16 protein-coding genes are annotated in these 13,736 nt (G+C 62.3%); all 16 read right to left on the bottom strand.

Features of this window, described 5'->3' with window-relative positions; genetic code table 11:
* Window positions 1-21: 21 nt before the first annotated feature.
* The 16 genes from era to plsX all read right to left on the bottom strand — a co-directional run bounded on the left by era (window position 22) and on the right by plsX (window position 13,724).
* Window positions 22-924, bottom strand: coding sequence for a GTPase Era (gene era, locus GTP41_RS13825; RefSeq protein ID WP_161026158.1), 903 nt, complete (start codon window positions 922-924; stop codon window positions 22-24).
* A 16-nt stretch (window positions 925-940) separates the two neighbouring features.
* Window positions 941-1,729, bottom strand: a complete 789-nt coding sequence (gene rnc, locus GTP41_RS13820) for a ribonuclease III (RefSeq protein ID WP_161026157.1) — start codon at window positions 1,727-1,729, stop codon at window positions 941-943.
* Window positions 1,730-1,732: 3 nt separating this feature from the next.
* A complete protein-coding gene (locus GTP41_RS13815) occupies window positions 1,733-2,113 on the bottom strand; it encodes a DUF4845 domain-containing protein (RefSeq protein WP_161026156.1) in 381 nt (126 codons plus the stop codon).
* 21 nt (window positions 2,114-2,134) lie between these two features.
* A complete protein-coding gene (gene lepB, locus GTP41_RS13810; protein ID WP_161026155.1) occupies window positions 2,135-3,064 on the bottom strand; it encodes a signal peptidase I in 930 nt (309 codons plus the stop codon).
* On the bottom strand, window positions 3,061-4,854 hold the full coding sequence (gene lepA / locus GTP41_RS13805; protein WP_161026154.1) for a translation elongation factor 4: 1,794 nt from the start codon (window positions 4,852-4,854) through the stop codon (window positions 3,061-3,063). Before lepA ends, lepB begins: the two co-directional genes overlap by 4 nt.
* A gap of 137 nt (window positions 4,855-4,991) precedes the next feature.
* Window positions 4,992-5,234, bottom strand: coding sequence for a glutaredoxin family protein (locus GTP41_RS13800; protein WP_161026153.1), 243 nt, complete (start codon window positions 5,232-5,234; stop codon window positions 4,992-4,994).
* A gap of 146 nt (window positions 5,235-5,380) precedes the next feature.
* Entirely contained in the window at window positions 5,381-6,847 is a 1,467-nt protein-coding gene (locus tag GTP41_RS13795; RefSeq protein WP_229502857.1) for a DegQ family serine endoprotease, read from the bottom strand.
* 117 nt (window positions 6,848-6,964) lie between these two features.
* Window positions 6,965-7,180, bottom strand: a complete 216-nt coding sequence (locus GTP41_RS13790; RefSeq protein ID WP_161026151.1) for a hypothetical protein — start codon at window positions 7,178-7,180, stop codon at window positions 6,965-6,967.
* A 10-nt stretch (window positions 7,181-7,190) separates the two neighbouring features.
* Window positions 7,191-7,769 (bottom strand): RNA polymerase sigma factor RpoE, encoded by a 579-nt coding sequence (gene rpoE / locus GTP41_RS13785; protein ID WP_161026150.1) that lies wholly within the window; start codon window positions 7,767-7,769, stop codon window positions 7,191-7,193.
* 24 nt (window positions 7,770-7,793) lie between these two features.
* Complete coding sequence (locus tag GTP41_RS13780) at window positions 7,794-8,177, bottom strand: protein YgfX (RefSeq protein WP_161026149.1); 384 nt, start codon at window positions 8,175-8,177, stop codon at window positions 7,794-7,796.
* An 83-nt stretch (window positions 8,178-8,260) separates the two neighbouring features.
* Window positions 8,261-9,505 carry a beta-ketoacyl-ACP synthase II gene (fabF, locus tag GTP41_RS13775; protein ID WP_161026148.1) on the bottom strand — a complete coding sequence of 415 codons (1,245 nt, stop codon included), beginning with the start codon at window positions 9,503-9,505 and terminating at the stop codon, window positions 8,261-8,263.
* Between the two features lie 37 nt (window positions 9,506-9,542).
* Window positions 9,543-9,782, bottom strand: coding sequence for an acyl carrier protein (gene acpP / locus GTP41_RS13770; RefSeq protein WP_028104092.1), 240 nt, complete (start codon window positions 9,780-9,782; stop codon window positions 9,543-9,545).
* A gap of 143 nt (window positions 9,783-9,925) precedes the next feature.
* Window positions 9,926-10,672: a 3-oxoacyl-ACP reductase FabG gene (gene fabG, locus GTP41_RS13765; RefSeq protein ID WP_161026147.1), complete on the bottom strand. Its 747-nt coding sequence runs from the start codon at window positions 10,670-10,672 to the stop codon at window positions 9,926-9,928.
* Window positions 10,673-10,687: 15 nt separating this feature from the next.
* Window positions 10,688-11,629 (bottom strand): ACP S-malonyltransferase, encoded by a 942-nt coding sequence (gene fabD, locus GTP41_RS13760; protein ID WP_161026146.1) that lies wholly within the window; start codon window positions 11,627-11,629, stop codon window positions 10,688-10,690.
* Between the two features lie 54 nt (window positions 11,630-11,683).
* Complete coding sequence (locus GTP41_RS13755) at window positions 11,684-12,670, bottom strand: beta-ketoacyl-ACP synthase III (protein WP_161026145.1); 987 nt, start codon at window positions 12,668-12,670, stop codon at window positions 11,684-11,686.
* The gene (plsX, locus tag GTP41_RS13750) at window positions 12,624-13,724 is read right to left on the bottom strand and encodes a phosphate acyltransferase PlsX (RefSeq protein WP_161026144.1); all 1,101 of its coding nucleotides are present in this window, start codon (window positions 13,722-13,724) and stop codon (window positions 12,624-12,626) included. Before plsX ends, GTP41_RS13755 begins: the two co-directional genes overlap by 47 nt.
* Window positions 13,725-13,736: the final 12 nt, after the last annotated feature.

Genomic DNA, 13,736 nt, shown 5'->3' with positions numbered 1-13,736 from the left:
TCCTGACCCCGAGACGGACATTTACTCGTAGCCGTAGGCGCGCAGGCCGGCTTCGTTGTCGGCCCAGCCGGACTTCACTTTGACCCAGATCTCGAGGTAGACCGGGCCGCCGAACAGCTTTTCCATGTCGAGGCGGGCTTGCGTGCTGACCTCTTTCAGGCGGGCGCCCTTGTTGCCAATGATCATGGACTTGTGGCCGTCGCGCTCGACCAGGATGGCGGCGAAGATGCGCCGCAGGTTGCCTTCCTGTTCGAACTTTTCAATCAGCACGGTGCTGGTGTACGGCAGTTCGTCGCCGACAAAACGGAACAGCTTTTCACGCACAATTTCCGAGGCCAGGAATTTCTCGCTGCGGTCGGTAATGTCGTCTTCGCCGAACACCGGCTCGTTTTCCGGCAGGTGCTTCTTGATCTCGTTTTGCAGGCCGTCCAGCTGGAAGCGCAGCTTGGCGCTGACCGGCACGATGGCGGCGAAATCGAAGCGGGCGGCAATCTGCTGGGCGAACGGCATCAGCACGGCCTTGTCTTTGACCCGGTCGGATTTGTTGATCACCAGCAGTACCGGCACGTTTTTCGGCAGCAGGTTCATCACTTGCTCGTCGGCCGGGCCGAATGTGCCCGCTTCCACGATGAACAGGATGACATCGGACGATTCCAGGGTATTGGTCACCGTCTTGTTCAGGGTCTTGTTCAGCGCATTGGAGTGGCGCGTCTGGAAGCCCGGGGTGTCGACGTAGATGAACTGGGCGTCGCTCACGGTCTGGATGCCGGTGATGCGGTGGCGCGTGGTCTGGGCTTTACGCGAGGTAATGCTGACCTTGGCGCCGATCAGGGTGTTCATCAGGGTCGACTTGCCCACGTTCGGGCGGCCGACAATGGCGATATAACCGCAGCGGAAGCCGGCGGGGGTGGGGGCGGTAGTCATATTCAACTCGATTGGTTTATTGTTTGGCGAGCTTCTTGTCGGCGGCCGTTTCGCCCTGGACGGTGGCGATGCCGGCCAACTTGAGCTGGGCGGAACGCTGGCGCGGCTTGCGGCCGGCGGCAGGAGCCTTCTTCAACGCTTCTTCCGCCACGTCCAGCGCCAGCTTGGCGGCGGCCTGTTCGCCGGCGCGGCGGCTGCCGCCGCGTCCGTAGACCTGGATGCCCAGCTTGGGCACCAGGCATTCAATTTCGAACTCCTGGCTGTGCGCGGCGCCATGGGTGGCCACCACGTTGTACAGCGGCAGGGAAATTTTCTTGGCTTGCAAGAACTCCTGCAGCAGCGTTTTGGCATCCTTGCCCAGGGTCTGCGGGTCGACCGAGTCCAGGATCGGGATGTAGAAGGCGCGCACCACGCCGGCCGCACGGTCGAAGCCGCCATCCAGGTAGATTGCGCCCAGCAGCGCTTCCAGCGTATCGGCCAGGATCGAGGGGCGGCGGAAACCGCCCGACTTCAGCTCGCCTTCGCCCAGGCGCAGGAACTGCGACAGCTCCAGCTTTTGCGCGATTTCAAACAGCGATTGCTGCTTGACCAGGTTGGCGCGCACGCGCGACAGGTCGCCCTCGTCGAGGGAATTGAAGCGTTCGTACAAAATCGAGGCGACCACACAGTTGAGGATGGAGTCGCCGAGGAATTCCAGACGTTCGTTATGCAAACTACTGTGGCTACGGTGCGTCAGGGCCTGCTGGAGCAATCCAGCGTCCTGGAACGTGTAGCCCAACCTGGTTTGCAATAACTGTAAATTCATCACTTATTCTTCAGCTTTCTTTTTCACGCCGCCCTTGGCGGTCGTGCCTTCATATTCCATCAGCAGGCTGGCCGGGCCGAACAGGGGGATCTTTTTCTCGTAGGCGAAACTGATTTCCAGTTCGCCGCCCTGGCGCTCGATCAGCAGGTCGCGGCCGCTAATGGCCGAGATATAACCGACTTCGGCACTCTTGTTGAAGGAGTCCTGGATATCCTTGGCCGAGGTGGCGCCGTCTTTCTTGGCGCGCTCGATGGCGCCCTGGATGGCGCGGTATTCCAGATAGGTGGGGACCACTTGCATGCCCAGCAGGCCAATCGCGCCCAGGATGGCGATAAGGACGATCAGACCGACCAGGCTGATACCGCGTTGACGCTGCTTGTGCATAAAACTATTCCCCCTGTCTGCTTAGCGGATGCCGCCGAGACGCTCAAAATTGAAATTACCCAGGTTCATCCAGACGAAGAAGGCTTTGCCCACAATATTTTTGTCCGGTACGAAACCCCAGATACGGCTGTCGGCACTATTGTCCCGATTGTCGCCCATCATAAAGTAATTTCCTTCAGGCACTACACACGAAAAGCCTTCGTAATTGAAAGTGCAGGCTTCGCGGTGCGGATAATTCTCTTCTACCTGCCCGATCTGCACCGGCGGCGCTTTCTCGTTATTCAGAATGCGGTGCTGGACATCGCCCAGTTGCTCGGTGAACTGCTTCTGGTAGGTCAGCGTGCCCTCCTCCAGGTAGTCTTCCATCGCGGTATAGCCGACCGCCTGACCATTGACCGTTAAGCGCTTGTTTTGATACACAATTTTATCACCCGGCACGCCGATCACACGCTTGATGTAATCCTGGCTCATGTCCTTCGGATACTTGAACACCATCACGTCGCCGCGCTGCGGGTCGTTCAGCTGCACTACCTTCTGGTTGAGGATCGGCAGGCGGATGCCGTAGGTGTACTTGTTGACCAGGATCAGGTCGCCCACCAGCAGGGTCGGCACCATCGAGGAGGATGGGATCTTGAACGGCTCCCACAGGAAGGAACGCAGGAAGAACACCAGCGCGATCACTGGGAAGAAGCTGCCCGAATACTCGATCCAGGTCGGCTGGCGCAGGATGTCCGCTTCCAGTTTGGCGCGCGAATTGCCCTGCTCGTCCATGCGGATGCCTTTGGCCGCCGAGCGCGCATGGCGCGCGTCGTACTCGGCCAGGGCGGCATCGGCGGCGGCGCGGCGCTGCTTGGCAAACACCATCAAATCGAGGACCCAAATGATCCCCGTCACCACCATCAGGACGAACAGGATTAATGCGAAATTGCCCAGGATGGATTGCAGTGTCATTTCTCGTCCACTTGAAGGATTGCCAGGAATGCCTCTTGCGGGATCTCCACGGAGCCCACTTGCTTCATGCGCTTCTTACCTGCTTTCTGCTTCTCCAGCAGCTTGCGCTTACGCGAGATGTCGCCGCCGTAGCACTTGGCCAGCACGTTCTTGCGCATCGCTTTCACGTTTTCGCGCGAAATGATGTTGGAGCCGATCGCGGCCTGGATCGCCACGTCGAACATCTGGCGCGGGATCAGTTCGCGCATCTTCGCGGCCACGGCGCGGCCGCGGTATGGCGCGTTGGCGCGGTGCACGATGATGGCCAGCGCGTCGACTTTCTCGCTGTTGATCAGCATGTCGACCTTGACCACGTCGGCCGCGCGGTTCTCTTTGAACTCGTAGTCCATCGAGGCGTAGCCGCGCGAGGTCGACTTCAGCTTGTCGAAGAAATCCAGCACGATTTCGGCCATCGGCATTTCGTACACCAGTTTCACCTGGCGGCCATGGTAGGCCATGTCCATCTGGATGCCGCGCTTGGCGATACACAGGGTGATCACGGAACCGACATACTCTTGCGGCATGTACAGGTTGACGGTCACGATCGGCTCGCGCACCTCGTTGATGTGGCTCGGGTCCGGCATGCGCGACGGGTTGTCGACGAAGATCACGGAGCCGTCGCGTTTTTCCACCTCATACACCACGGTCGGCGCGGTGGTGATCAGGTCCTGGTCGAATTCGCGCTCCAGGCGTTCCTGCACGATTTCCATGTGCAGCAGGCCGAGGAAGCCGCAGCGGAAGCCGAAGCCCAGCGCTTGCGACACTTCCGGCTCGAATTGCAGCGCGGCGTCGTTCAGTTTCAGCTTTTCCAGCGAGTCGCGCAGGGCGTCGTACTGGTTCGCTTCCACCGGGAACAGGCCGGCGAACACCTGCGGCTGCACTTCCTTGAAGCCTGGCAGCGGTGCCGGGGCGCCGTTCTTTTCGTGCGTGATGGTGTCGCCGACGCGGGCCGCTTTCAGTTCCTTGATGCCGGCGATGATGAAGCCCACCTGGCCGGCGGACAGCTGCGGCAGCGAGACCGAGCGCGGCGAGAAGATGCCGACGTCGTCCACCAGCTGCACGGCGCCGGTGGCCATCATGCTGATGCGTTCCTTCTGCTTCAGGGTGCCGTTCACCACGCGCACCAGCATCACCACGCCCACATAGGCGTCGTACCAGGAGTCGATGATCAGCGCTTGCAGCGGCGCGTCCGGGTCGCCCTTGGGCGCCGGCACCTTGGCGATGATGGATTCCAGCACGTCTTCCACGCCCAGGCCGGTCTTGGCCGAGCAGTGCACGGCGTCGCCCGCCTCAATGCCGATCACGTCTTCGATTTCGGCGATCGCGGTCGGCGGGTCGGCGTTCGGCAGGTCGATCTTGTTCAGCACCGGCACCACTTCCACGCCCAGGTCGAGCGCGGTGTAGCAGTTGGCCACGGTCTGCGCTTCCACGCCCTGCGACGCGTCCACCACCAGCAGCGCGCCTTCGCAGGCCGACAGGGAGCGGCTCACTTCATAGGAGAAGTCGACGTGGCCCGGGGTGTCGATCAGGTTCAGATTGTAGATTTCGCCGTTGCGCGCCTTGTATTTCAGGGCGGCGGTCTGGGCTTTGATGGTGATGCCGCGTTCACGTTCCAGGTCCATGGAATCCAGGACCTGCGCTTCCATCTCGCGGTCGGACAGGCCGCCGCACAGCTGGATGATGCGGTCTGCCAGCGTGGACTTGCCGTGGTCGATGTGGGCGATGATGGAGAAGTTGCGAATGTTATTCATTAAAAATCGAAGCGAGCTATAACAAAAAGGCGCTTGAGCGCCTTTTTATGGAAATCAATGCAAGGGTAACCCCCGGCATTTTACCGGATTTCAGAGGGGAAAGCCGGTTTTATGGAGAAACAATATCAGCTTTGCAATTATTTCGACAACACGGCCCGCACTTTGGCCTCGTCCAGGAAGTAATGGCACAGCTCCGGCTCGTCCAGGCTGGCAAACAGCACCGGCACCAGTTCGTCAAAGCGGGCCACCAGGGCCGCATCGGCGTCGACATCGACCACCTCCACGGTGAACGGCCGGTCCGGCGTCTGCAGTGCGTTCAGGGCGGTCAGCATGTCTTCGCACAGGTGGCAATAGGAGCGGGAGTAAAGGGTGAAGTGCATTCAGGGCTTACGCGGGTTGGTCGGCGCCCCCTCGGGCGCGGGCTGCCATTGTAGCGCGCCCCGAGGCGAGGCGCGAAGCCCCAACCTAACGCCGCCGCGTGCCTGCCGCCCTGGGGCGACACGCACGCGGCGGCGGGTGCTGCGGCTTACTTGGCGGCTGGGGCCGGGCGCAGCGAGAAGTGCTGCGTCTGGTTACCACGGCGTACCAGCACGGCGGCCGCCCGCTTCGGATCCAGTTTGGCCACGGCGGCGTTGAACTGCTTGGCGTCCAGGATGTCCTGGTTGTTCAGCATCAGCAGGATATCGCCCTGGCGCAGGCCGGCCGCCTCCGCCACGCCCTCGGTGTCTTCCACGATGACGCCGCCGCTCACGCCCAGTTCGCGTTTTTGCGCCGCGGTCAGGTCGCCCACCACAAAGCCCAGCGCATTGGCCGGCGAGGCTGGCGCGGCGCCGCCCTTCTGCTCGCCGCGCTTGCCGCCACGGCTGGCCACCTTATTGTCCGGGTCAGCCTCGCCCACCGTGACCAGCACATCGGTCGGCGCGCCCTTGCGCCACACGGTCAGCGTGGCTTTGCTGCCCGGCGCCGTACCCAGCACCATGCGGGTCAGGTCGGCGAAGCGGTCGATCTCCTTGCCGTTGTACTTCAGGACCACGTCGCCCACCCGCAGACCGCCCTTGTCGGCCGGGCTGCCCGGCTCGATCAGGGTCACTTCCGCGCCCTTGTTGTTCTTCAGGCCCAGCGATTCGGCCACGTCCTTGTTCAGCTCGCCGATCTGGACGCCCAGGCGGCCGCGGGTAACCTTGCCCGACTTTTTCAGCTGGTCGGCCACGCGCATGGCTTCGTCGATCGGGATGGCGAAGGAAATGCCGTTGTAGCCGCCCGACAGGGTGGCGATTTGCGAGTTGATGCCGATCACCTCGCCCTTCAGGTTGATCAGCGGGCCGCCCGAGTTGCCCGGATTGACCGCCACGTCGCTCTGGATCAGGGGCAGCAGGTCGCCGGTATCGCGCGCCTTGGCCGAGATGATGCCGGAGGTCACCGTGCTTTCCAGGTTGAAGGGCGAACCAATTGCAATCACCCACTCGCCCACCCGGCTCTTGTTCGGGTCGCCCACCATCAGGTAAGGCAGCTTGCTGGCATCAATCTTCAGCACCGCCACGTCGGCGCGCGCATCGGCGCCCAGCACCTTGGCCTTGAACTCGCGCTTGTCGGTCATGGTCACGTACACCTCGTCCGCGCCGTCCACCACGTGGGCATTGGTCAGCACATAGCCGTCGGCCGAGACCACGAAGCCGGAGCCGATGCCGCGCTGCACTTCCTGGCCCGGGCTGGGCAGGTTGCGGCGGCGCGGGGTCTGGCCGCGCGGGATCTGGCCGCCAAAGAAGCGGCGCAGGAATTCCTGCATTTCATCGGCCTGGCCGGCCGCGTCCACGTCGCGCTGGGTAATGCGCTCGGTGGTACGGATATTGACGACCGCCGGGCCGACCCGTTCAACGAGGTCGGCAAAGTCCGGCAAACCGGCCACGGCGGGAGCCGCGGCATAAGCGGGCGCGAAACCAGCAACGGCTGGCAGGCCGAGGGAGGCTGCGCTCAGGACCAGCGCAGAAATCATGGTTTTTTTCATGGTTGCGTTTCGTGAAAGTAGATGAAGTACAGGCAATATAAATCAGCTTGGGGTAAAACGGGCGCGTGATTTTGTGACGATATGTTGCGGTCAACATTTCGCGTTTCAAGAGGACGCTGCCAGCGCCTTCACTGCCTGCGCCGCCGGTCCGCCCGCGGCGTCCGCCGCCGTGCCCGCCGCCGCGTCCAGCGCCGCCGCCAGCCGCGCCGCGAAGCCCGCACTGGGCACAGCATCGGCCACGCTCTGCCGCAGCGCCTCCCCGATCACGGCATTGACCCGGGCCCCGACGCGCGGCGCCCCATCATCCGGCAACACTATCATGCCCCCTCCCCTACCAGCGTTGATCGACCGGCAAATCCAGCAAAGGCCGCAGGCGCCGCGCAATCGCCTCGCGCGCCCGGAAAATACGGCTGCGCACGGTTCCCAGCGGACATTCCATGATTTGCGCAATTTCCTCATAACTCAAGCCCTCGATCTCGCGCAGCACAATGGCCGTGCGCAGTTCCATGGGCAAGGCTTCCAGCGCCGCGTCGATGGCCTGCATCACCTGCTTGCTCAGCAACATCGACTCCGGCGTGCCGATCTCCGGCGGCGGCGCCGGCGCCTGCGACGCCACGATCGGCTGCGGCCCGCTACGCTGGCGGCGGCGCAGGATGGCATTGCGCGCACCGTTGACCGCGATGCGGTACAGCCAGGTGTAAAACGCCGCGTCGCCGCGAAAGCGCGGCAAGGCCCGGTACGCCTTGAGGAAGGTCTCCTGCACCACATCCTCCGCCTCCGCCGGGTCGCGCAGCAGCCGCAGCACCAGGCGCAGCAGCCGGCGCTGGTAGCGCTCCACCAGCTGGTCGAACGCCGTCCGCTCCCCCGCCCGGGCCCGCTCCACCAGCTCACGATCTGGGTCCACCTTCATAAGAGCAGCCCACCGAAGATTGGTTCAAATTTTCTGCAGTTGTGCCCGCACTGCCGCCTGCAGCTGGCGCCATTGCCCGCCCGGCAGGCTATCGGGCAGCAGGACCAGCCAGAGACAGCGCCCGTCCTCCAGCGCCGCATGCAGCAGCAAAGCGCCCGGCCACAGGGTGCAGTCGCCCAACAGGCGCGCCCGGTACTGTTGCTGGTATACCGTCAGCTGCAAATCCCCGACACCGGAAATATCAATGCGGCTGCATTTGACCTCGCGCCGCAGACCCGCCAGTAGCGCCGCCGCCACCGGCAGCAGCCCGCTCCAGGCCCCGACGGCCAGCACGGACGCGACCAGCCCTGCCCGCAGAACGCACAGGCACAGCGAAGGACGAACAGCGACACAGGCCGCGATCGACATAAGGACTTTCGATTTTTTCGGGGGGGGTACAGCGGAAGCGCTCGCCCCGGCACTAAGACCGGGGCGAGGCTTGGAAGTTCCGTTTAGACTTTACCGAACAGCAGGCTGCCGTTGGTACCGCCAAAGCCGAAGGAGTTCTTCAGCGCATAGTTGATCGTGGCGCTGCGCGCAGTATTGGCGCAGAAGTCCAGATCGCATGCCGGATCCTGATTGAACAGGTTGATGGTCGGCGGGATCACCTGGTTGTGAATCGCCAGCACCGTGAACACCGCTTCCAGGCCGCCAGCACCGCCCAGCAAGTGGCCGGTGGCCGACTTGGTGGAGCTGACAACCAGGTTCTTGGCGTGCTCGCCGAAGGTGCGCTTGATGCCCTGCACTTCAGCCACGTCGCCCAGCGGGGTCGAGGTACCGTGCGCGTTCACATAATTCACCTGGTCAGGGTTGATGCCAGCATTGCGCAGCGCGTTTTGCGCCGACTTGCTGCCACCAGCGCCGTCTTCCAGAGGCGAGGTCATGTGATACGCATCGGCGCTCATGCCAAAGCCCAGCAATTCTGCATAGATCTTGGCGCCGCGCGCTTTCGCGTGTTCGTACTCCTCCAGCACCATGACGCCGGCACCTTCGCCCAGCACGAAGCCGTCGCGGTCCTTGTCCCACGGACGGGACGCGGTAGCCGGGTCATCGTTGCGCGAGGACAGTGCGCGAGCCGAGGCAAAGCCGCCCAGGCCCAGCGGCGACACGGTGGATTCCGAGCCGCCGGCGATCATGACATCCGCATCGCCGTACTCAATCAGGCGGGCCGCCGCGCCAATCGAGTGCAGGCCGGTGGTGCAAGCCGTCACGATGGACAGGTTGGGGCCGCGCATGCCGTACTTGATCGACAGGTTGCCGGAAATCATGTTGATAATCGAGGCCGGTACGAAGAACGGGGAGATACGGCGCGGACCGCGCTTGTCGTAGTCTTCCTTCTGTGCTTCGATCATCGGCAGGCCGCCGATGCCGGAACCAATGATGACGCCGATACGGTCGGCGTTTTCCTCAGTCACGGCGATGCCGGAATCCTGGATAGCCTGGATGCCTGCTGCCATGCCGAAATGGATAAATTTATCCATGTGACGCGCTTCTTTGGCGTCGAGGTATGCCTCGACGTTGAAGCCCTTCACTTCGCCCGCAAAGCGGGTGGAGAAGGCCGACGCGTCAAAACTGGTAATGTTAGCGATCCCGGATTTGCTCTCGGTGATGGCTTTCCACGCGTCGGCAACCGTGTTGCCGACGGGGGAAATCACACCAAGACCGGTAACCACTACACGACGGTTTTTAGAACTCAAGCGAGTCTCCCGGAGTGGATCGGAGCGTCAGGCGAGCTTAGGCCTTGACGTGGGCAGTTGCGTAGTCGATCGCTTGCTGCACGGTGGTGATCTTTTCAGCTTGTTCGTCTGGGATTTCCATTTCGAACTCATCTTCCAGTGCCATTACCAGCTCAACGGTGTCGAGGGAATCGGCGCCCAGGTCGTCGACGAAGGAGGATTCGTTCTTGATGTCTGCTTCAGCGACGCCCAGTTGTTCAGCGACGATTTTCTTAACGCGTTGTTCGATATCCGACATGTTATGGCTCCAATATGTTGTTACGGAAAGCGCGCATTTTAGCAGGTTTGCGCGCCGATAAACTAATTTCAGCGTTTGATTTGATCTACGTTGAAATCACTATTAAATGATGCGATCGTGCGGCATTATGCCGCACTTTCGTATCAATTCATATACATACCACCATTCACGTGCAGGGTGGTACCGGTAATATATGCGGCGGCTGGCGAAGCCAGGAAAGCGACGGCGGCGGCAATATCTTCCGGCTGGCCCAAGCGGCCCAGAGGGATCTGGGTCAACAGGGCAGTATGCTGGTCTTCGCCCAGCGCCTTGGTCATATCGGTATCGATAAAGCCAGGGGCGACGCTGTTGACGGTAATGTTGCGGCTGCCGATTTCACGGGCCAGGGCGCGGGTCATGCCCTCCACGCCGGCCTTGGCGGCAGCGTAATTCATCTGGCCTGGATTGCCGGCCGATGCGACCACGGACGTGATATTAATAATACGCCCAGTTTTCGCTTTCATCATGCCGCGCAGCACGGCGCGCGACAGGCGGCCCACCGACGACAGGTTGGTGGCGATCACGCTGTCCCACTCCTCGTCCTTCATGCGCATGGCCAGGTTGTCCTGGGTGATGCCGGCATTGTTGACCAGGATGCCGACCGCGCCGTAGGTTTTGGCGATGTCGTCGATGATGGCGGCGCATTGTTCCGCGTTGGTCACGTTCAGCACCATGCCTTTGCCGGCTTCCGCGCCAACTTCGGCCAGGTAGGCCGAAATCGCCTGCGCGCCAGCTTCGCTGGTGGCGGTGCCGATCACGATCGCGCCCTGGCGGGCCAGTTCTTGCGCGATTGCCTTGCCGATGCCGCGCGACGCGCCGGTCACCAGCGCTACTTGTTTAGCGAGGGTCATTTTTATCCTTCTTCTTTACTTGAGGGTTTCCAGCATGCGTTCAAGGGTGGCCTGATCATAAATGGCCTCGCCCACCAGGCTGCTGTCGATGCGCTTGGCCAGCCCCATCAGGACCTTGCCCGGGCCGCACTCCACCACATTCACGATGCCGTCGGCAGCCACTTTCTGCATGGTTTCGACCCAGCGCACCGGCGACGCCGCCTGGCGCACCAGCGCATCCTTGATCGACGCCGGGTCGTTCAGCACGGCCACGTCCACATTATTAATCAGCGGGATCTGCGGCGCATTGAAATGGATCGACGCCATGTACTCGCGCAGGCGGTCCGAGGCCGGCTTGAGCAGCGAGCTGTGGAACGGCGCCGACACCGGCAGGCGCATGGCGCGTTTGGCGCCCTTGGCCTTGGCGATTTCGCACGCCTTGTCGACGGCGGCGCTATGCCCCGCCACCACCACCTGTGCCGGCGCGTTGTAGTTAACCGCTTCCACCACTTCGCCCGGCACGGCAGCCGCGGCTTCGGCGCAGGCGGCGCGCACGTCCTCATCGGACAGGCCCAGCATCACCGCCATGGTGCCCTGCCCGACCGGCACGGCTTCCTGCATGGCTTGCGCGCGGAAGCGCACCAGCGGCACCGCATCCTTGAACGTGATCACGCCCGCCGCCACCAGGGCCGAGTACTCGCCCAGCGAGTGGCCAGCCACCACGCTCGGCACCGGGCCGCCAGCGGCGATCCAGGCGCGGTAAGCCGCCACCGCGGCGGTCAGCATGACCGGCTGGGTGTTGGTGGTCAGGTCGAGTTCTTCTTTTGGACCTTCGGCGATCAGCTTCGCCAGGTCAAACTGCAATGCGTCGGAAGCTTCGGCGAGAGTCTGTGCGACCACCGGGTTGCCGGCAAAGCCTTCCAGCATGCCCACAGCCTGGGAACCCTGGCCTGGGAACACGAAAGCAAATTTATTCATCTTTCAACCTTTAGACTTCTTATTCTAAAAAGGACTGCAATTTTAGCAGTCCGCTCACATGCGTGCCAGAACGGCACCCCATGTGAAGCCACCGCCCACGCCTTCCATCATCACCACATCGCCCTTCTTCACGCGGCCATCGCGCACTGCGACGTCCAGCGCCAGCGGGATCGAGGCAGCCGACGTATTGCCGTGCTGGTCGACCGTCACCACCATTTTTTCCGGGGCCATGCCCAGCTTCTTGGCGGTGCCGTTCATGATGCGGATATTGGCCTGGTGCGGGATCAGCCAGTCGATCTGGCCGGCCGTCATATTCGCCGCTTCCAGCGCCTCGTAGGCCACCTTCTCCAGCACCGACACCGCCAGCTTGAACACCGCCTGGCCATCCATGTACAGGAAGGCGCTGCCGGCGATCGCGCCGTTCGACAGGCTGCCCGGGACGCGCAGCACGTCCGAATGGCGGCCATCCGCATGCAGTTTGCACGCCAGGATGCCCGGCTCTTGCGACGCGCTCATGACAATCGCGCCCGCGCCATCGCCAAACAGCACGCAGGTGGTGCGGTCTTCGAAATTGAGGATGCGGGAGAATACTTCGGCGCCGATCACCAGCACATTCCTGTGCATGCCGGACTTGATGAAACTGTCGGCCGTGGCCACCGCGTACACGAACCCGCTGCACACGGCCTGCACATCGACTGCCGCGCAGTTATTGCTCATGCCCAGTTTCTTCTGCACGATGCAGGCGGTGCTGGGGAAGCTGCCGTAGAAGTCCGGCGTGGAGCTGGCAACGATGATCAGGTCGATATCGTCCGGCTGCAGGCCAGCCATTTCCAGCGCGCGGCGGGCGGCGATCACGCCCAGGTCGGACGAAGCCTGCTCCGGCTCGGCATAGTGGCGAGCGGAAATGCCGCTGCGCGACACAATCCACTCATCCGAGGTTTCGATACCCTTGGCCGCCAGCTGGGCAGCCAGTTCATCATTAGTGACGCGTTTCTCAGGCAGGTAGCTGCCCGTGCCTACGATCTTGCTGTACAGGGTCATGCGTGTCTCTCGTTTCGGTTGGCGGCTCTTCTTGTGGCATCAGTTCGGCGATCATGGCCGACAGGTGCTCTTGTACATCGTTTTTTGCCGCATCATATGCACGACGGATAGCCCATTCATAAGCCTCCGCCTCCGCACCGCCGTGGCTCTTGAACACCAGACCGCGCAGGCCGAGCAGGCCGGCGCCGTTATAGCGTGCAGGATTCAGGCGGTTCGCGATCATGCGCAGTGCGCCGCGCGCGATCAGCGCACCCAGCATCGTAATCGGGGTGCGTTTGAATTCCGTGGTCAGCACCGTTTTCATGAAACGGGCCAGGCCTTCCACTGCTTTCAGGGTGACGTTGCCGACGAAACCATCGCACACCACCACATCCACAGTGCCTTTGAAAATATCGTTGCCTTCCACATTGCCGTGGAAGTTCAGCTTGCCCAGCGCATGGTCAGCCTTCAACAGCTCGGAGGTGGCCTTGACCACCTCGTTGCCCTTGATGTCCTCGGTGCCCACGTTCAGCAGGCCGATGGTCGGCCGTTCGATGCCTTCGGAGGCCTGGCACAGCACGGAACCCATGATGGCGAACTGGTGCAGGTGGTGCGGTTCGCAATCCACGTTGGCGCCAAGGTCCAGCACATAGGTCGGGCCGTCTTTCTGATTGGGCAGGATGCTGCAGATGGCGGGACGGTCGACACCCGGCATGGTCTTCAGCACATAGCGCGAGACTGCCATCAGGGCGCCGGTATTGCCGGCCGAGACGCAGGCCGCGGCATGGCCGGACTTGACTTGTTCGATCGCCACGCGCATCGACGAATCCTTCTTGCGGCGCAAAGCGACCTCGAGCGGGTCATCCATGGTGACCTGTTCGGAAGCGTGAAGGACGGTGAGGCGCGGCTCGGCGTCGGCATGGCGCTTCTTCAGTTCAGCGCGAAGAACGTCCTCCAGGCCAACAAGGATCAGCTCGGCGTTCGGTTCGTGCTTAAGGAAGGAAAGTGCTGCGGGAATCGTGACTGAGGGGCCGTGATCGCCACCCATACAGTCGATAGAGATTTTGATTGTCATTGTATAACTCAA

It is taken from the genome of Pseudoduganella guangdongensis, assembly GCF_009857475.1.
GTDB lineage: Bacteria > Pseudomonadota > Gammaproteobacteria > Burkholderiales > Burkholderiaceae_D > Rugamonas > Rugamonas guangdongensis.
Note: the sequence above shows the minus strand (reverse complement) of the source record. Positions and strands in the feature narration are given on the sequence as shown.